Here is a 20,121-nt window from a genome sequence, read left to right as displayed (position 1 = left end):
AGGAATCCCATCATGCTTAAGCCAACTTTTGATCCTCCTTATATGATTCCTCCTTTGTCGGAATGACAAAACTGTGTGTTGAACTCAAAGTTCTCATTACAAACAACGCCTATGTCATTCCGAAGAATTGAGGAATCTCATCATGCTTGAACCAACTTTTGATCCTCCTTTGTCGAAATGTCAAAACTGTGTGTAAAACTCAGAGGTAACATTCCAAACAACGCCTGTGTCATTCCGAAGTAATGAGGAATCCCATCATGCTCGATCCAACTTTATCCTCCTTATGAGATTCCTCCTTTGTCGGAATGACAAGATTGTGTTTAAAACTCAGAGGTAACATTCCCAACAACGCTTTTGTCATTCCGAAGTAATGAGGAATCCCATCATGCTTGAACCAACTTTTAATCCTCCTTATGAGATTCCTCCTTTGTCGGAATGACAAAACTGTGTATAAAACTCAATGGTGTCATTCCAAACAACGTCTTGTCATTCCGAAGTAATGAGGAATCTCATCATGCTCGATCCAACTTTATCCTCCTTATGAGATTCCTCCTTTGTCGGAATGACAAGATTGTGTTTAAAACTCAGAGGTAACATTCCCAATAACGCTTTTGTCATTCCGAAGAATTGAGGAATCCCATCATGCTCAAGTAAACCTTAAACCTCCTTATGAGATTCCTCCTTTGTCGGAATGACAAGACCTATAGTATTCTAATCTTCTTCTATAATAAAGACAGTTTCATAGATAAAATGTGAAATATTATCTATTTTGTTTTATTTAAAGAAATAATACAAATACTTTTAAACTTTACTAGATCAAATAATTAAAGATACATATGTATAAAAATATTTTAATAGTAGTTTCTGTGCTATTTCTTGGTTTTACAACACAAAGTAATTCACAGAATAACAAAAACACAAATATTCCGGTTTTAAATTTTGAAACTTTAGAGCCTTATTTATATACAGATTCGGAAGAAATACATATTGTCAATTTTTGGGCGATGTGGTGTGCACCTTGTGTAAAAGAATTGCCAATATTAGAAGCGTATCAAAAGCAGCATCCTAATGTAAAAATTACATTGGTAAGTTTAGATTTTCCAGATGATCTAGAAACAAAAGTAAAACCGTTTTTAAAACGAAAAGGAATTACATCTAATGTAGTTCTTTTAGACGACCCAGACGCTAATAGTTGGATCGATAAAATAGACCCAAATTGGTCTGGATCTATACCATTTACAATTATATTCAATAATAAAAAAAGGACTTTTCATGAACGTATGTTTGAGAGTTTAGAAGACCTTGAGAATGAAATAAAAAAAATAAATTAAAACCACAATCATGAAAAAAAGCAAATTAGTTTTCGCTGCCATTATTTTAATGAGCAGTCTATTTATTACCCATACAGCAACGGCACAAGATAGAAAAGGTCCACCACCAAACGGAGATAGAAAAGGTCCTCCAAGAGGCGGACACAGCCCCGTACAATCTAAAACATTAGAAGAAATTGGTGGATATAAAATAGGAGATGTGGCTGCTGATTTTAAATTAAAAAATGTAGATGAAAGTACGTTTTCTTTATCAGATATTAAGGATGCAAAAGGATACATTGTCGTTTTTACGTGTAATGAATGTCCGTTTTCTAAATTGTATGAAGACAGATTAGCAGCGCTTCATAATACCTACGCTTCTAAAGGATATGCTGTGGTTGCTATCAATCCGAACGTAAGTGAAGATAATGACAAAGAAAGTTTTAAAGCCATGCAAAAAAGAGCGTCAGAAAAAGCATTTCCGTTTGTGTATTTAGCTGATGAAAACCAGGAAGTATCTCCTAAATTTGGAGCTGTAAGAACGCCACACGTGTTTTTATTAGACGCAGATAAAAAAGTACAATACATTGGTACTATTGATGATAATGCAAGGTCTGCAGAAGCTGTTAAAGTAAAATATGTAGAAGATGCTATTACGGCTTTAGAAAATGGTAAAAAACCGACACCAAACTTTACAAAAGCTATTGGATGTCCTGTAAAAGTGAAATAGTACGTTATTAAAATACGTCATTATTTATAGAGTAACATCGTAAAAAGACTGTTAAAATACTAGTGCGTGTGTGTTTGTGTTTCTTTTTTCTTCGGAAAATATCACAAACATTTGCGCACTTTTTATTTTATATCCATAAAAATAAACATTCAAAATAGTATTATGAAGCTGTTTCGTAAAATAAGAAGAAATTTAATAGACTTAGGCAAGTTTAAATCCTATGCCTTGTATGCTTAGGTGAAATAGTTTTGATTGTAATTGCTGTTCCTATTGCTTGGAAGATAAATGATTTAAGCGATATTCAAAAAAACAACAGTCTGGTAGATGAAATTTACACCAATCTACATGATGAATTAACAACCAATTTGCGTTTGTTAAAACGTTCTATTGAAGAAAACACAGAAACTATTACGGGGTTAGAAAACACGTTAAATTATGTAGGTAAAAGCACCAATAAATTGACACAAGGTGCAAAAGATACCATTTTGAATGTAGCCGTAAATGAAGTGAATTTACAAGACAGTTCTGTAAAATCTATTCTTAGTACAGCTAAAATGGAATTGATAGAAAGTAGTAAACTAAAAGATTTAATAGCTACGTATTTAACCAAAATTGAGCAATTTAATAATCAGGATAAGAAAAATAAAAACATCGTAGAAAACAAGATAAAACCTACTCTAGAAAAGTTTATTTCATTAATAGACATACTACCTAATAATGATCTAAAATATAAACAGATTAAAGAATTTGGGCGTAAATCTGATTATAAAGCCTTACTTTCTAGTCAAAAATATCAGAATAATGTTATCGATCGCTTAATACAAACTCAAATACAATTAGGGTATGCAAGAACTTTACATAGTAAAACTAAAATACTGATTACTAGATTACAAGAAGAAATAGAATAGCCTATCATAAATCGTTTGTTTACACCAATATTGAGTTAACAAAAACCGCTTTATAACGATCATTTACCCATGTATTATTGCAGAGTTTTGAGTGTTTTGTTCTAATCATTTAATAAATCATAAAGTCAATTTAATTTCATCTATTGTGAGCTCTAATTAAGCGGCAAATACATGGAGTTTGTCTATTTCGTTTTATCAAGCCAACCGATAAAAGTACTTTTGATGCAACATAAAATCATAGATATATAACATGAAAAAAGTCGCATTAACTTTAGTATTATCAGCTACAATGTTTAGCTGTAATAGTATTCAGAATATTGGTTCTTCATCTAACCTTAAACAAGCAGCAACCTTATTAGGTTCTTTAAGCTCTAATTCTACAGTACAGCAAATTACAACTCTTTTTACTTTATTAGATACCAATAAAGATGAAGCAATTAGCACAACAGAAGCAATTGGTTCTGTAGCAGAAAACTTTAATGTATTAGATACAGATAGTAACTCTACTTTAAATCTAACTGAATTAACAGGTTTATTAGATTTATTGAAATAATATAGTTTTGAATTGGAGAGAGGGCATACTTTAATAAGTATGCCTTCTTTTGTTTTTAATAGCATTTGCTTAATCTTGATTGTATGGTAAAACAATTAAAATTAAAAAGGCCTTACTAAGCCTATTAAAGGATGTTTTATTTATCAAGCAATTCTACAATGCGCTCTAACTGACAATGGCATGTTAAAATGAATAAAGAGTAGGTGTTTATTGGTTGACTTTTGTTCGTGCATAATTCCATCTATAAAATTTACTAGTTGATAGATATAAATATCCCGTTTGTCTATTCATTTAAAAAGTCATTAAACCTAAGATATATCTAAGAGTCTTAGAAGTATACAAAAGGAAGTTTAATTTAAAACATTAAAATTATGAAAACATTTATAAAATCATTCGTGTTACCATCTTTGTTTATTGTTGCGGTTGCAACACAAGTTTCTGCACAAAAGCGTACAACAACAACTAAAACGACTACAACCATTAAAAGAAGTACAGCAAGTAAAAGAATTCCTAGTAAAAAAGTAACTTATAAAAAACCTACCAAGAAAGTTGTTTCTGTAAGAAATGTACCCAACAGAACGGTTGTTACTTATAAAAATCAAAACTACTATTATGCAAATAATAAGTATTACACACAATCTAGAGGACGTTATATAGTAATAGCTCCAAAAATTGGATTTAGAGTACGTGTTTTACCAACAAATTATAAAAGAATCATGTTTAACAATTACAACTATTACAATGTAAATGGTACTTTTTATATACAAATAAATAATGAATATGAAGTAGTAGAACCAGAAGTAGGAACAGTAGTTTATGAGTTACCAGATGATTATGAAAAAGTTGTGATAGATGGACAAAGCTATTATGAATATGCAAATATTCTATATGAAAAAGTACAAGTAGATGGTACAAGAGCTTATGAAGTAGTGGGTATTATTGATGTGAACTAACACAATTATATTGGTTGATTTATTGAAAAGTGGTTGTCTAAAAAAAAAGTATTTGTCAATCTGAATTCATTTCAGATTCTTATGAATATTAAAATTCAATAAGTAGAGATACTGAAACAAGTTCAGTATGACAAGGTTTTATACTTTTAGACAGCCACTTTTTATGTTTGATTCTTAAAAAAAATGATAGGTAATACTATTCTTTTTTATAATTGATAAAACTAGAATTACTAGGCAGTTCAAAAATTTCTAAGTTAAAATAGGGAACCGCTGCAATTACATGATCAAAAATATCAGACATAATGTATTCGTAGTTTTTCCACCGTTTGTCACTACTAAAAGCATAAATTTCAATCGGAATACCTTGCGTATCTGGTGGCATTTGGCGCACCATAATCATCATATCTTTGTTGGTTCCAGAATGATTTTCTATATACGTTTCTATATATTTTCTAAAAACACCAATGTTCGTAAGGTTTCTACCGTTTAATAATAGTTCTTTATTGATGTTATTTTTTTCATTATACGCATCAATGTCTGCTTGTCTTGTTTCTAAATAAGCGCTAATAGACTGAATTTTCTTAAAGTCTTCAACTTCTTGTGTCGATAGATAATGAATGCTCTCTAAATTGATATTCAAAGATCTTTTAATACGTCTACCACCAGAATTGGTCATTCCCCTCCAGTTTTTAAACGAGTCAGAAATTAGCGCGTAGGTAGGGATTGTTGTAATCGTTTTGTCAAAGTTTTGAACCTTTACAGTAGATAAATTAATTTCAATAACATCTCCATCTGCACCATATTTTTCAAACGTAATCCAATCGCCAATTCTCACCATATCATTGATAGACACCTGAATACTAGCAACAAAACCTAAAATAGTATCTTTAAAAATCAAGATAATAACAGCAGAAGCAGCACCAATGGTAGTAATAAATTTGATAAACTCGATACCTGTAATAATAGCAAAGGCTGATAAAATACCGATTGCCCATGCAAAAATCATAAACACCTGAATGTAACTATCTATCGGTTTATCCTTTAAATTTGGTAAGGTTTTAAAATAGTCTTTTAGAGAATTTAAGAAACTTCTTACTATCCAAAGGACTAAAACAATGGTAAATACCTCTAAACTTTTCTGAATTATATTTTCTATATATTGAAAATCAAAAAACACAAAAGGCACACATTCTAAAGCAAAAATTAACGGAACGATATGCGCTATATTTCGAGGTACTTTATTTTTTACTAAAATATCATCAAAATTAGTCTTACTTTTTGAAGCAAATTGACTGAACAACTGTACAAGAATTTTTCTAATGATATAATCAATTAAAAAGGTAAGAATCGATACAGTAATTAGTAAAGCAAACATGTTTATATATGCTGCATAGGTTTCGGGGATTCCTGTATTTACTAAATAATCGTATAATAGATGTGTAATTTTCATAAATGAAGATTTTAAATAAGCCTTAATGTTAAAAAAAGGGGCGACTTATTATATAATTGTATTTAAAACAAACCAAATTATTCAGTTCGTTTTATAAAGTAGTAGCATTTTAGCCTATAGCTAACATGTATAATAATTATATAGAGCTAGGCATAAAGTAAATTATTGAGATTAAAAAGTGTGTCGTTGCTCTTGTGTAGAAGACGCATTTAACAATTCATTGAACTTTTTAATAGAATCAAAGTTTTGTGAAATTGCATCCGAAACCGCAATTCCAGAAACTCCAGTTTCTAAAATGGCAGCAACATCATCTGTCGTGATTCCTCCAGCTCCAATAATAGGAGTTTCAGTTTTTAAAGCTTCCACAATTAAAGAAAAACCATTTAAACCTAAATCCTTTGTAGAATTCTCTTTCGTTTCTTTATCCTTAAACGGACTTAAAGTAATATAATCTACTTTTTTGCTAATTAAGGCGTTACAATCTTGCAAGGTGTTTGCTGTTGCGCCAACAATTTGCCAAGTGTACAAATGTTCTAAAGCCGTTGTAGCGCAGAAATCTATGTCCTCTAAATGAACACCATCTGCTTTTACTTCTTTCGCAATTTTAAAGTGATTGCTTAAAATTAATCTAGTTTGAAAATGAGATGTAATTTCTCTCGCTTCCAGTGCTAATTTTAAATATTTCTTTTCAGAAATACCTGCAATTTTTAATTGTACCAATTCTGCTCCAGACGAACACGCTTTCTGAATATTTTCTAGATGTTCTTTTAGAGAATTACCTTGAGATATATAGTGTAGTTTAGGAATCATTTTGTGTTCGTTTTGGGTGAGAGTTAAAACTTTTAAAAAGTATTTTATTTAACAGATACTGTTTTAGCGTATTGCATAAAATAAGACTCAAATCGTTTTAAAATAGGGTCCATTTTTTCTGAATACAATACATATTGGCATTTATGTATACTTTGTGTAATTGCCATTAATGCTGCATAGGCCGTTTTTTCAACCAAAAAAGATGCATCATCGATACTTAAAATCTTTAATTGTGTGGTATTTACACCTTCTAATAAAAGCAATTTATTCATGGTTTTAGGCGTAGCAATAAGTACGTCCACTCCTTCAAAAATTTCAGATTTTAACAATTCTATGTGTTCTCTTTCATCACAAGCATAGACACGTAAAGCATCGTATTTACTAAGTTTTATAAATTCGTCATGCAATGCAAGTGCTTTTTCAGAATTCTCTACTAAAACCAATGCCCTTGGTGCAGAACCAACTTCTTGGCACTTTAACTTATGCAAAGTAGTAAGTACTAGTGTAGTCGTTTTTCCGCTGTTTGCTGGAGCTGTACAATAAATGTTTGCACCACTTTTAATAACAGGTATACTTTTACTTTGAAATGGAGTAGGAGTTGTTATTTCTAAAGATTCTAAAATCTCTTTTATATCAGCGTGTAATTTTTTAAAAGGCATATCGAGTAAAAAGCTAATTATGTATTGTGAAAATGAACGGCAAATATACAATTTAATTGACGTATTTATTTCTTTTGAGGCCTCCATTTTATAGCAACCTTGACAGGAAATTTACACCAAACAATTCCTAATGTTTTTTTAACTTGGATTAAAATAATTGTTAGGACTAGTATTTAGGATTGAAACTGAGTTAGAAATGCATATATCAGAATAATAGATAAAATAAAAACACTTTAAAAAGCTCAATTAAATAGGTCGCTTTAAGCGTATGTATTCTTCCTTTTCTTTAAACACATATAAGACCTATTTTTATGATTTTTTGCAGGTTTAAAAAGAGGATATATGTGTGTAAATATTTTAAGAAAAATATATCATAATTACTTAGGTTATAAAGAACTAATTCAATTGTTTTGCAGATTCAAAACTTTAGAATAAATGGATAATTTAATAACCTTTGCAATAACTGTTTTTACAGGCTTTTTTGCAATAACTAACCCAATCTCGAACATGACGGTTTTTGTGTCTTTAACGAGAGGTTTGGACAAAGAAACGAAAAGAGACATTAACAAACGAAGTAATATTATTGCTTTTGTAATTGTAACTGTTTTTGTGCTTTTAGGTAAATATATTTTTGAATTGTTTAATATAAGTGTCCCTGCATTTAAGATTACAGGAGGTATTTTAATATTTTACATAGGATTTGAAATGCTACAATCTAAAAAATCTGATGTAAAAAACATTAAAAATGTAGATGTTGATGAAGATATTGCGGTGTCTCCATTGGCAATTCCTATTTTGGCAGGTCCAGGAACCATTGTAACTGCTATGAATTTTGTAGCAAATGTAGAAACTATACACATTATTTTAGTGATTGCTATCTTCGGAACTATGAGTTTAATTACTTTTTATACGTTTAGATTGAGTGATTTAATTGTAAAAGTAGTAGGGAATAACGTAATTTCTGTGATTGGTAAAATAATGGGTTTAATTATTGCCATTATTGGTACAGGTATGGTAATTACAGGTATTAAAATTTCTTTTGATTTGATTACTACATAATTCCAAAGTATATTTTTTAGTTGAAATTTTTATTTCAAAGGTTTCAATACAATCATAAATAAAAAAAGCCAGTTAGTAATTTTACTAACTGGCTTTTACTTTTTAAAAAGAATGCTTAATTCTTTACAATTTTCATGGTCGTATTCAATTCAGCAATGTGTAAGACATAAACTCCTGAATGCAACCTAGCCATATTGTCTAAGGTTACTTTACCAGTTGATACATCCACTTTTTTACTAAAAACAACAGCACCTAACATATCTATAATTTTTACGGTAGCTATTGTTATATTCGTTGATGTATTTAGTTGTAAGTGTAATTTATCATCAAAAGGAATAGGAAACGTTTTAACCGTATTTACTGCATTTCTGTCAACACTTAAAACAGTTCCTTTATTTCCTGGTGAACCAATAGCAGCTTCATTTGAATCATTTACTGCGGTTGCATTCGCAAAATAAGGCGCTTTATTAATTTCACTGAATCCAGCTTTTTCAACATCATACGATTGTCCTGGGTTAGAAGCCGTATCCGGATAGGTTTCAAAATCAACGATTGTTCCAACCGCAGTTGGTTCTCCAATCCATAAAGTCACAGCATCTCCACCGCCAGATAAACCAGCACCAGCATAGGTTCCTATTTGAACATCTGAAATTGAATAAGCTCCGCCCCAAACTGAAATATAATTGTCTGTGTCTGAAGCATCAATTGCAATTACAGATTCTCCTGGTTGAATAGAAGTAATCCCAGAAATTAAAACTGCTGAAGCAGCATCTTGAGAATCATCATCAAAATAAAGTCCACCTAATTCTGGAGTCCAAGGCAATGGTCCGTTATTCGTAATTTCAAACCAATCTGCAGTAAGATTATCTCCTTCACCGTTCCCTGGCCAGATTTCTGTAATATTTAAAACAGGTCCCACAAGTTTGTTGTAAGAATTTGGTGTATTAATTGCTTCACCTTCTACCGGAGTTCCTGTAACCCCATCAAAACCTTCACCATTATAGTCATTTCTTACCCAATCGCTTGTACTATCTGTGTCTATACCATTTGGAATACGAGAAGCACCTCCAACTTGATTTTCATTTCCATCAAAACCAGGCGCTAAATCTAATGCATATAATAAATCTCCCGATTGACCTTCCGAACTTGCAATACCATCTAGAATTGCAGACCAATAAGTGGTATCTATAGTTCCATCATCGTTGGTATCAATATCATCACCAAGTGTTCCTGTATAATCTTTCACTAATAAAAATGTAGTTGCTCCGTTTTCAAGAATATTCTCTTGGAAAGGAGTGGTCCAATATCCATTTTCATCCGTAGTACCAATTGTAAAAGTTGCATCATCTATTAAACCTGTATTACCACTGTCTCCTTCAATTTCTACAATGGTATAATTTGAATAATCTGTAAAAGGATCTCCATAAATTTCTATAAACTCTCGTGTATCTGTACCAGAATGATCTATTACAAACTCGTTAATTACCGGAGTTTTAACAAATGGTGTACCAACAGTACCTAAAGTAACCACATCACTTCTAAATTTTTTCCATTGATCACGTAAACCTTTATTTTCTTCACCATCATTATAAATAACGGTTGCACCTAAATCTACCAATAATTTTACAGTATCTGCATCTCCATCAGTTCCTAAAAAGGTTGAATTTGGTAACGAAACCAAACCTTCAAAAGAACCATTCGCGTTTAATGCTGTTAAATCTGCATTTCTTAGTTCTGGTTGGTCAGCCTCATTTCCGGTCCAAGTATATAATTTAAAGTCTATTTTTGTTCCGAAAGGACCACCGATTAAAATGCATCCGTTTTCGTTACATTCCATACTTCTTAAACTTCTACCAGCCAAATCTAATAAAATAGGCGTTCCAAAAGTTGCAGAACCAGCTTCCATACCAGGCAAACTTGTAAAATTAGTAACCGGTATAACAATCGCTTTATTTTCTACAGTAGAACTACGCAATCCTAAGTAAGCAGTGGTTGTGCTGTTTGGTGCTAGTGCCAATGCTTCAACTTCTAAAACAGTACTTAATTGAAAATAGTTAGCACCTAATCCATGTAAATTATTCTCATCCCAGTTTAATAAATCTGCTTGTAAACTGTTGTATTTATCGTTGTAGGTTAAGTTTGATGTTGCTCCAGTTCCTGATAAAGTAGTTGTAAAAATTACTGATCTATCAGCTTCTGCAGTAGAACCAATCCAATAAATAGTATCATCCAATCTAAAAGAACCTTCTAAATCTGCTTCTTTGGTTGAACCTAAAAAACTATTAAAATCGATTTCTTTTACCGGTAAACCTGATTGATTTGCGTTATACAAACGAATCGTTTGATCTTCATCATCACCAATCCAAATATAATTTTCATCAATTGCAATTCCTGTAGAACCGTCTGCAGAACCAGTATGAAAACGACTAGTATTTGGTGTAACAGAAGCTGCTGAAGCTGCATAATTAATGGTATACGTTGCAGTGTTATCTTCTGTATCTTTTACAGTGATTGTTATCGTTGAGAAACCAAAAGTACTTGGTATAATTTTTAATAGTCTTTCTCCACTAGCACCCGTAAGAACTAAGTTCGAGTTAGAAACAACCGCTTCATTACTACTGTTTACTGAAACAGTTAAATCTGATAATGCTGTATTAGAGTCAGAAATTAAAAAAGGAATACCAATGGTGCTTGCAGGATCGGTAGTATCATTTACAACACCACTTACAAAGCCAGCATTTGTTTCAGATACATCTAAAAACGATGTTAAATTAGCGGTATCTACAACGATATTTATTGTAGAAGCAGCTACTTTTTCTAAATTACCAGGAGACCCTATTGCAGATTCACCTTCATTATTTACAGCCGTAGCTGCAGGTACAAATGGCCCTTCTCCAAGAATACTAAAACTTCCTTTGGTAACATCGTAAGACTGACCAGGATTTGTTGCTGTATCTGGATACGCTTCAGAATCTACTCTTGTGCTATTATCCGTTGGAGTAGTGGTACTTACAAATAAATTAACGATATCTCCACCGCCGCCTAATCCTTTTCCATCATGCGTAGCAACCTGAACATTGGTTAAGTTGTAAACGCTTTCCCAAACAGCAATAAATTCTGTAGAATTTTCATCTTTTATAGCAATAATAGATTCTCCTGGTTGTATTATGGTAACGCCATTTAACATTACAGCATCGTCTACATAGTCAATTTCATCTCTATCATCTACATAATAAAGGTTTCCTTCGGCAGAAGTCCATACCCCAGAACCTGTATTTGTTATTTCGAACCAATCACCAGTAAGATTATCACCTTTGCCGTTACCAGACCATATTTCTGTAATTTGTAAATTAGGTGCTGTAGAACCTGTGTTTCCTGGAGATGCAATGGCAGATTCACCTTCTTCATTAACTGCTGTAGCAACCGGAACATACGGTGCTTCACCAGTAACACTAAAAGCGCCTTTTATAACATCGTAAGACTGACCAGGATTTGCTTCTGTATCTGGATACGCTGCAGAATCTACTCTTGTGCTATTATTCGTAGGAACCGTTGCACTGATAAATAAATTAACAACATCACCACCTTTCCCTAATCCTTTTCCGTCGTGTGTTCCTATTTGAACATCTGTTAGATCATAAACGTCATCCCAAACCGATGTAAATTCTGTAGCATCTTCATCTTTAATAGCAATAATAGATTCTCCTGGCTTAATAACAGCAATACCGTTTATAAGTACAGCGTCATCTATATAATCAATTTCATCTCTATCATCAATAAAATAAAGGTCTCCCATGGCAGGAGTCCATGCTTCTGAGCCTGTATTTGTTATTTCAAACCAATCACCTGTAAGATTATTCCCCTTACTATTACCGGACCATATTTCTGTTATTTTTAAGGTTGTTTGTGAAAAACCAACAAAATAGCTAAATAAGGCTGCAGTTAAAATTGTAATTTTTTTATACATATTTTCTCTTTTAGAATAGTCACAATATTAATCTTACATCGTTAAAATAATTGAAACTTATTATTACAAATTGGTTAATTAAATAAGGGTATGTAAATAAATTGTTTATTCTGAAAGTGTTTTTTAAGTTGTAATTAGTTTATTTAAGTGATTTTAAAGGAGGTAAACTGTATTCTTTTGGCGCTGCTATAGAGGTTCTTTTATTCTTGACTCTTCATCCTTATTTAAAGTAGAAACCCTTTGTTTTTTTCAGCAATGATAAAAAAAGGTCTTTTAATTAAAACTAATTTTTAACATTCGATTTCTTAAAAAAATAAGTAATTAATTTAATAATCGTGATATCTTTGAACTTAATATAATGATTTGCAACTTTTGCATTTGTAATTATAAAAAAGGAACAAAATAAATAAAGTAAAAATATGACAGGAAGTTTACTTTTTGTAGCAATTATATTGTTAGCAGGAGCAATTATTTGCGTGTCTATTGCCAAACGATTGGGCTTAAGTTCTGTATTAGGCTATTTGATAGCAGGTGTAGTTATTGGGCCTTATATGCTAGGAGTTATTGGGGAAGAAGGACAAGATATTATGCATATTTCTGAATTTGGAGTTGTAATAATGCTGTTTTTAATTGGTCTAGAAATTGAACCGAAGAATTTTTGGGAGATGCGAAAAACCATTTTAGGAATGGGAGGTATACAGGTTTCCCTAACCATGTTGTTGTCTTATTACCTCTTTACTTCTTTTGATTATGAGTCTAAAGTTGCCTTGGTATTATCTATGGCAGTCGCACTTTCTTCTACTGCCATTGTACTACAAACGATAAAAGAAAAAGGATTGATGCATACCACTTCTGGGGCTTCTGCTTTTTCAATTTTACTATTTCAGGATATCATTGTTATTTTTATGATTGGTTCTATTCCGTTAATGGCGAGTTCTAGTCCAAAGATGCCTGCAGATAATCATGGTGGTCATGTTAACTTATTAGATGGTTTGCCAATGGAATTGCAAACGCTAGCCATTATTGCATCCGTAGTTTTTATTATTATAGCAGGTCGTTATTTAATTGTACCAATGCTACGTAAGGTTGTAAAATCTGGAGTTAGAGAACTCTTAATTGCAGCTGCTTTTTTAATTGTTTTCGGAATTTCCTTTGTTATGGAATACGTAGGCTTAAGTCCGGCATTGGGAGCCTTTTTAGGTGGTGTAGTATTATCTAATAGTGAGTTTAAGCACGAGCTAGAAAGTACTTTAGAACCTTTTAAAAACTTAATGCTAGGGCTGTTTTTTATAGCTGTTGGAGCTTCTATTAACTTTATTGTAATTCAAAATAATCCTTTTACTATTGGAGGTATTTTAGTTGCCGTTATATTTATTAAAGCCATTGTTTTATTTATAGTAGGACTTGTTTTTAAATTAAAAATAGATCAAAATTTATTGTTGACTTTTAATTTATCACAAGTAGGGGAGTTTGCTTTTGTATTGTTGTCATTTGCTTTTCAGTCTAGTATTTTAGAGCAAGAACAATTAGATATTATGCTTGTAGTTACCGCCTTAACAATGGGAATTACACCTATTGCAAGTATGATTAACGAACGCTTAATTCTTCCTAGAATAGGTACAAAAGAGTCTATAAAAAGGCCAATGGATGAACATACTAAATCTGAAAAAATTATATTGGTTGGTTTTGGTCAATTTGGTAGTACTGTAGGTCGTTTTTTAAAATCTCATGATATAGAAACCACTATTTTAGATCACGATTCTAATCGTGTAGATTATCTTAGAAGATTAGGTTTTGAAGTGTATTATGGTGATGCAACACGTATGGGATTGTTAGAATCTGCGGGTATTGCAGAAGCAAAGATTTTAATTTGCGCAGTAGACAACCCTGATGCTGCACATCAAATAAGTAAACAGGTTAAGAAAAAATATCCGCATGTAGAATTAATGGTTCGAGCAAGAAACAGATATGATGCTTATGAGTTGGTGAATTTAGGAATTGAAAATATTTATCGTGAAACATTAGACACTTCCTTAACCTTGGCTTGTGATGTTTTAACTAAAGTTGGTTTCGAAAAAGAAACATTAAAAAGCCAAGTAGCCAAATTTATTAAGTACGACGAAGAAAGTATAAGACGTTTGGCGGCTGAACCAAAAGGAGACGATGATTATATATTTAAAAAGCGTGAAGAGTACAAACAACAAGTAGAATCTTTGAAAGAAGATTTTAAAAGAGATAAAAAACAATCTTAAACTAATTGTTTGGCACATGTGTTTTAATGTATTGAAATAAAGCATCTTACTCTTTTTTCTTGTATAGTTTTATAACAAGCTATATTAAGAAATAAACTTGTTATTAGCGTAACGCTACATGATGTAAATGAAAATATTTGTCCTGCTTCGGTAGGACTTTTTTTGTGATTAGATTCTAATAGAAAGGAGTAAATTACTTGAATATTCAAGGTTTATTTGAATCTTTAAGTAGATTATCTACGTAGTAAAAAAGGTATTAAAGTTGATCTTTATCAATGATAAAAAAGTAGAAGTTAAAAAGTGATAGGTAAGAAGATACTGTTTAATAAAATGGAAGAAGATAAAAAAAAATGGTTGTCTAAAAGGAAGTTTTACATCAATCTGAAGCTAGTTCAGTATAACATGATTTAAAACTTTTTAGACAACCACTTGTACTTAAATAATAATACTATTTTTTACTAGAACCACTAAATTTATAAGTAACTCCAAAGTTTAATCCGAAAGAAGAATAAGGTACTTTTTGAGATAATTCAGTAGTATGAGATGAGTCTCCTGATGCAATTGCTGCTGCTTGTGCTGCTGCATCCGCATGTGATAATTCATCTACATATGTTGTATTTAAAAAAACATCAGTTGGAGCACCAGTAGGAGTTGGTAAATTATTTAAAGATTTAAATCCAGGAAATGCTACACTACCATCGGCAGCAACAATGTTTGTGTTAAACTCTGTTAACTCAGAATCTTTTCTTTTTAAACTAATTCCGTAATATTCTGCTTCTACAAAAAGAGAAAAATGTTCATTTAAATCAAAAGAATATCCCAATGCACCTACAAAACCTAAAGGAAATTGTCCGTGAAAGTCTTCAACATAATTTGTTTCAGAATAAGAACCACTAGTTAATCCAAAAGCATTGTACTCTGGTTCACTTAAGAAAGCTTTATTATAAACAACCGCTTCTGTTTTACCACCAACTTTTATTAAAGCACCAATACGCCCGTAAAAGTTGTTTGTAAAATTGTATACCATAGATGCAGATGCTCCAAATGCACGTGCTCTAGCTATAGCATTTACTTCTTGACTAGGTACAGAAACTTTTGTAATAGTTTGATCTGCACCATGTAAATATCCTACACCTAATTCTAATCCAAATTTTTCATTAAAAAAATAAGTTCCTCTTAATTGAAAATTTGAACCTTCTCCGTAACTACCATAATTGTTTTCTGTACTTGTTGTAGTTGTTGTAGTTCCTGTAAGCATTCCGGCACTACTCATTGCGTAACCGCTACTTGCAGATACTTGAAATTGTGCAAAAGATGCTGTACTCACTAAAATTGCTGCTACTGCTGTAATTAATTGTTTCATACTATTTAATTTTTGAATTATTTATAAAAAGATAGAAATTATAGGCGCTACCGTATCTCAAATAAAAGGATTTGATATCTAACTATTGGAGATCATTTTAAGTGCCATAAATTAAAATCGAAGGCAAATATACTTTTTTTTTGATAAGGTTGATGAACCTAACTAAAGGTAAATAAAAACCATTGAATTATTTCGTTTTAAAGTAAAAATATTACTTATTAATTCTTAGCCATATTCGTTAAAAAGCTGATAATATTGGTATTTAATTCCCGTTTTGGTGTGTAAATGAAAATCTAAAGCATTTAATTATTAAAAAATAGTTTAACTATTTTGTGACATTAGTCTAAAATCAATTTCCCTAATTTATTATTCCCAGATAACCAAGCGGTTTTACGATCTACAAACTGAATAGCGTAATAGGCTTCTTTACTGACTTCTACCCAAGTTAGACCTCCGTTATTAGAGAATGAAATTCCTGTTTTACCAACAGCAAAAACCTCTTTTCCGTTGGTTTTAGGCACATACTGCACACAGCTTTTGTAATTAGGGTTTTGTCCGTCTGCAACTAAAGTCCAAGTGAGTCCACCATCATCTGTTATGGCTTTATTGGCTTTGTTTTCTAATGGTTTTGAGTAGTCACCACCTATAACAATTCCGTTATTTTTATCAGTAAAATCAATAGAATAAATACCTTGTGGTCCATTTCCTTGTACAATTGGCGTGTTGTAAATCTGCCAAGTAGTTCCATAATCCTCCGACTTTAAAACGTGTGCTTTTTTTCCTCCGGATGCAATCCATACTGTGCTTCCAATCGTTTTTATATTGGTATTACTTGCCGCAAAAAAAGCTTCACCATCTTCAAATTCAGGTAAATTAGCACACGGAATTTTATGCCAAGTATCTCCACCATCCGAAGTTAAAAGAATAGACGCACAGTTTTCCGTAGGATCTCCAACTGCAATTCCGTGTTGGTTATCATCAAAAAATTGCAAAGCATCATAAAAAACTTTCTCGTGGTTCTCTGTATATTTTAAGGTTTCTTTTCCATCTGAAAGATGATATAATAAAGCAGGATTACCAATACTTAAAGCAAAAACAGCTTTATTATTAGATGCGATACTTCTAAAATTCGGGCGAATAGAATCTTGATATTTCACTTCTAATACCCTTGGTGTCAACTTAGAATCTTCACTATCAGAAAAGAAACCAATATCTCCATTAGAACCCGCATACATAACTTCATGCTTATTGATAACCTGAATTGCACGAATGCTAACGCTGTCTATTTTAAACTCTTTTACGGTAATAGCATTGATTTCTCTAGGTTGATAATTGACTGCACAAGACGCCAAACCTAGGAAACCAAAAATAAATATGATTATTCTCTTCATTTTTGATACTTTTATAGCACTAAAATATAACAAATCATTTTTAGATAATGAAAAAAGCATTGGTAATTTCAGGAGGAGGAAGTAAAGGAGCATTTGCAGGAGGAGTTGCGCAATACTTAATGAAAAAAGAAAAAAAAGATTACGACATATACATTGGTACTTCTACGGGAAGTTTAATGGTTTCTCACTTAGCTCTTGGCAAATTAGATGAACTAAAGGAATTATATACGAATGTAAATCAGAAAACTATTTTTAGTAATAATCCTTTTAAAATAAAAAAAGTAGCTGGAGAAAAAGTGGTTACTATTCGACATTTAAATACCTTTTGGAACTTTTTAAACGGAAGAAAAACTTTTGGAGAAAGTAAAAACTTACGAACTTTAATTAAGAAAAAAATCACCAAAGAAATATATAATGAAATTAGAAAAAATAACAAAGAGGTTGTTGTAACAGTTTCTAATTTAACAGCCAATCAAATTGAATATAAGTCTATAAATGAATGTACCTATGATGATTTTTGTGATTGGATTTGGGGTTCTTGCAACTATGTGCCTTTTATGAGTTTGTTAGAAAAAAATAATTGTCAGTATGCTGATGGTGGTTTTGGGTCTTTAGTGCCTATTAGAGAAGCTATTTTAAGAGGCGCCACAGAAATTGATGCTATTATTTTAGAAACAGAAGTTACTCAGTTTAACAAGTTGCCCGCTACAAACCCTTTTTCCTTATTGTTTGATGTGTTCGATTTTATGTTAGCACACGTAGAAAGACACAATATTACCATTGGTAAATTAGCAGCTACTAATAAAAATATTAAACTAAACTTGTATTATACTCCAACGGTTTTAACTACAAACTCTTTAGTTTTTGATGAAACTTTAATGCGTAAATGGTGGAAGTCTGGTTATAAATACGCAAAGTCTAAGAGAGAAGAATTAATGAGTGAATTTAGACCTGATGTTTTAACAGATCAAGAAATTGAAGAAGGTTTAGACGATTTAGATGACTTAAATTTATAAGTTAATTAGTTTTTTATGCCTTCAGATAAATCGGTTATGATATTTCATTAATTATTCGCTAGCGCGAGCGTCTCGCTCGTGAAACTAGAAATAAAACATAACAAACGATTTTCGCAACGCTTGTTTGAGTCATTTATAGTGATTGTATTTTTTCTAAATTAGTATGTTTATAAAGTGTAGGCACGAGCGGGACACTCGCGCCAGCGGATAAAATTAATTAGATTATGCAATAATAACACATAACGATTGAGCGAGTACTCTTCGCTAACGCGAGCGTCTCGCTCGTGTAACAACAAATAAAATACAACAAACGATTTTCGCAACACCTGTTTGAGTCATTTATAATGATTATTTTTTAGTCTAAAATAGTATGTTTATATTGTGTAGGCACGAGCGAGACGCTCACGCCAGCGGATAAGCTTAGTTAGATTATTCAATAATAACACATAACGATTGAGCGAGTACCCTTCGCTAACGCGAGCGTCTCGCTCGTGTAACAACAAATAAAATACAAGAAGCGATTTTCACAATACCTGTTTGAGTCATTATAATGATTGTATTTTTTCTAAAAGAGTATGTTTATATTGTGTGGGTACGAGCGGGACGCTCGAGCCAACGGATAAGCTTATTTAGATTATTCAATAATAACACATAACGATTGAGCAAGTACCCTTCGCTAACGCGAGCGTCTCGCTCGTGTAACAACAAATAAAATACAAGAAGCGATTTTCACAACACTTGTTTGAGTCATTATAATGATTGTTTTTTTAGTCTAAAATAGTATGTTTATATTGTGTGGGCACGAGCGGGACGCTCGAGCCAGCAGGTAAACATAATAAACTTAAATATATGAGCAGAAAATATAAATTTGGAGAAAAATCAGGAGCTTATTTTATCAGTTTTGCTACGGTAAATTGGATAGATGTATTTACAAGAGATGCTTATTTTTGGTGTATTATAGAATCCTTAGATTATTGTAGAAAGAATAAGGGAATGGAAATTTATGGATATTGTATAATGCCAAGTCATATACATTTAATTTTTCGTTCTGCATTAAATGATCCTTCTGGATTAATTAGAGACTTTAAAGGTTTTACTTCAAAAAAAATGTTGAAAATTATTGAAGAAAACTCACAAGAAAGCAGAAAAGACTGGATGCTATGGATGTTTGATAGAACTGGAAGAAAGAATAGTAACATTACAAATAGACAGTTTTGGCAACAGCATAACCAACCAATTGAAATTTGGTCTTTAAAGGTATTTGAGCAAAAACTTAAATATATTCATAATAATCCTGTAGAAACTGGTTTTGTAACGGATGTTATAGATTGGAAATATAGTAGTGCTAGAAATTATGGAAATAACGACTCAAGTATCTTAGAAATAGATTTGAATTAGATTACGAAAAAACAAAGTTACATAACTATTGAATTTGTATTCACGCTAGCGACAGCGGAGTTGTTGAGTTAAGATCTGTACAAATAATGTTACATTACCATAGAAATAGCATTCACGCTAGCGCGAGCGTCTCGCTCGTGACAAATTAATAAAAAGGCAGCAAGCAAGTTACAAAAAGCATTTATAAGATGTTTTGATGACTAGATTTTTAATAAAATAACACGTTATGAGTATAGACACGAGCGGGACGCTCGCGCTAGCGGAGATAGTGGAAACAAAAAAAATAGAATAAAAAAGCAGTT

At 31.8% G+C, this 20,121-nt stretch carries 15 protein-coding genes; 9 read left to right on the top strand and 6 right to left on the bottom strand.

All coding sequences use genetic code 11. From position 1 onward, the window contains the following. Window positions 1–836: 836 nt before the first annotated feature. From GQS57_RS03910 to GQS57_RS03890, 5 genes are all read left to right on the top strand, one after another. Complete coding sequence (locus GQS57_RS03910; RefSeq protein WP_165731254.1) at window positions 837–1,331, top strand: TlpA disulfide reductase family protein; 495 nt, start codon at window positions 837–839, stop codon at window positions 1,329–1,331. 10 nt (window positions 1,332–1,341) lie between these two features. After that, on the top strand, window positions 1,342–2,040 hold the full coding sequence (locus tag GQS57_RS03905; protein ID WP_165731253.1) for a thioredoxin family protein: 699 nt from the start codon (window positions 1,342–1,344) through the stop codon (window positions 2,038–2,040). A gap of 248 nt (window positions 2,041–2,288) precedes the next feature. Then, complete coding sequence (locus GQS57_RS03900) at window positions 2,289–2,948, top strand: hypothetical protein (RefSeq protein ID WP_165731252.1); 660 nt, start codon at window positions 2,289–2,291, stop codon at window positions 2,946–2,948. Window positions 2,949–3,198: 250 nt separating this feature from the next. Continuing rightward, window positions 3,199–3,501 (top strand): hypothetical protein, encoded by a 303-nt coding sequence (locus tag GQS57_RS03895; protein WP_165731251.1) that lies wholly within the window; start codon window positions 3,199–3,201, stop codon window positions 3,499–3,501. 371 nt (window positions 3,502–3,872) lie between these two features. Beyond that, complete coding sequence (locus tag GQS57_RS03890; RefSeq protein WP_165731250.1) at window positions 3,873–4,454, top strand: DUF6515 family protein; 582 nt, start codon at window positions 3,873–3,875, stop codon at window positions 4,452–4,454. A gap of 196 nt (window positions 4,455–4,650) precedes the next feature. On the opposite strand, the gene GQS57_RS03885 is transcribed toward GQS57_RS03890, so the two are convergent. The 3 genes from GQS57_RS03885 to GQS57_RS03875 all read right to left on the bottom strand — a co-directional run bounded on the left by GQS57_RS03885 (window position 4,651) and on the right by GQS57_RS03875 (window position 7,373). Continuing rightward, window positions 4,651–5,904: a mechanosensitive ion channel family protein gene (locus GQS57_RS03885; RefSeq protein ID WP_165731249.1), complete on the bottom strand. Its 1,254-nt coding sequence runs from the start codon at window positions 5,902–5,904 to the stop codon at window positions 4,651–4,653. A 171-nt stretch (window positions 5,905–6,075) separates the two neighbouring features. Then, a complete protein-coding gene (locus tag GQS57_RS03880) occupies window positions 6,076–6,714 on the bottom strand; it encodes a thiamine phosphate synthase (RefSeq protein WP_165731248.1) in 639 nt (212 codons plus the stop codon). A 44-nt stretch (window positions 6,715–6,758) separates the two neighbouring features. After that, entirely contained in the window at window positions 6,759–7,373 is a 615-nt protein-coding gene (locus GQS57_RS03875) for a DEAD/DEAH box helicase (protein WP_165731247.1), read from the bottom strand. Between the two features lie 435 nt (window positions 7,374–7,808). Here GQS57_RS03875 and GQS57_RS03870 point away from each other — a divergent pair, with 435 nt between their 5' ends. Further along, on the top strand, window positions 7,809–8,432 hold the full coding sequence (locus GQS57_RS03870) for a MarC family protein (RefSeq protein ID WP_165731246.1): 624 nt from the start codon (window positions 7,809–7,811) through the stop codon (window positions 8,430–8,432). A gap of 115 nt (window positions 8,433–8,547) precedes the next feature. Here GQS57_RS03870 and GQS57_RS03865 read toward each other — a convergent pair whose 3' ends face one another. After that, the gene (locus GQS57_RS03865; protein ID WP_165731245.1) at window positions 8,548–12,399 is read right to left on the bottom strand and encodes a T9SS type A sorting domain-containing protein; all 3,852 of its coding nucleotides are present in this window, start codon (window positions 12,397–12,399) and stop codon (window positions 8,548–8,550) included. Between the two features lie 419 nt (window positions 12,400–12,818). Between GQS57_RS03865 and GQS57_RS03860 the strand changes: the two genes are divergently transcribed. After that, a complete protein-coding gene (locus tag GQS57_RS03860; protein WP_165731244.1) occupies window positions 12,819–14,651 on the top strand; it encodes a cation:proton antiporter in 1,833 nt (610 codons plus the stop codon). A 448-nt stretch (window positions 14,652–15,099) separates the two neighbouring features. On the opposite strand, the gene GQS57_RS03855 is transcribed toward GQS57_RS03860, so the two are convergent. Together GQS57_RS03855 and GQS57_RS03850 are read right to left on the bottom strand one after the other, a co-directional pair. Beyond that, the gene (locus tag GQS57_RS03855) at window positions 15,100–16,014 is read right to left on the bottom strand and encodes an outer membrane beta-barrel protein (protein ID WP_165731243.1); all 915 of its coding nucleotides are present in this window, start codon (window positions 16,012–16,014) and stop codon (window positions 15,100–15,102) included. 338 nt (window positions 16,015–16,352) lie between these two features. Next, window positions 16,353–17,405 carry an oxidoreductase gene (locus GQS57_RS03850; protein WP_165731242.1) on the bottom strand — a complete coding sequence of 351 codons (1,053 nt, stop codon included), beginning with the start codon at window positions 17,403–17,405 and terminating at the stop codon, window positions 16,353–16,355. A 47-nt stretch (window positions 17,406–17,452) separates the two neighbouring features. Here GQS57_RS03850 and GQS57_RS03845 point away from each other — a divergent pair, with 47 nt between their 5' ends. Both GQS57_RS03845 and GQS57_RS03840 read left to right on the top strand, forming a co-directional pair. Then, complete coding sequence (locus GQS57_RS03845) at window positions 17,453–18,421, top strand: patatin family protein (RefSeq protein ID WP_165731241.1); 969 nt, start codon at window positions 17,453–17,455, stop codon at window positions 18,419–18,421. A gap of 849 nt (window positions 18,422–19,270) precedes the next feature. Beyond that, a complete protein-coding gene (locus tag GQS57_RS03840; RefSeq protein WP_165731240.1) occupies window positions 19,271–19,819 on the top strand; it encodes a transposase in 549 nt (182 codons plus the stop codon). Window positions 19,820–20,121 lie beyond the last annotated feature (302 nt).

It is taken from the genome of Polaribacter sp. 20A6, assembly GCF_011378915.1.
GTDB classification, from domain to species: Bacteria; Bacteroidota; Bacteroidia; order Flavobacteriales; family Flavobacteriaceae; genus Polaribacter; species Polaribacter sejongensis.
This window is presented reverse-complemented; position numbering and strand designations above follow the sequence as displayed.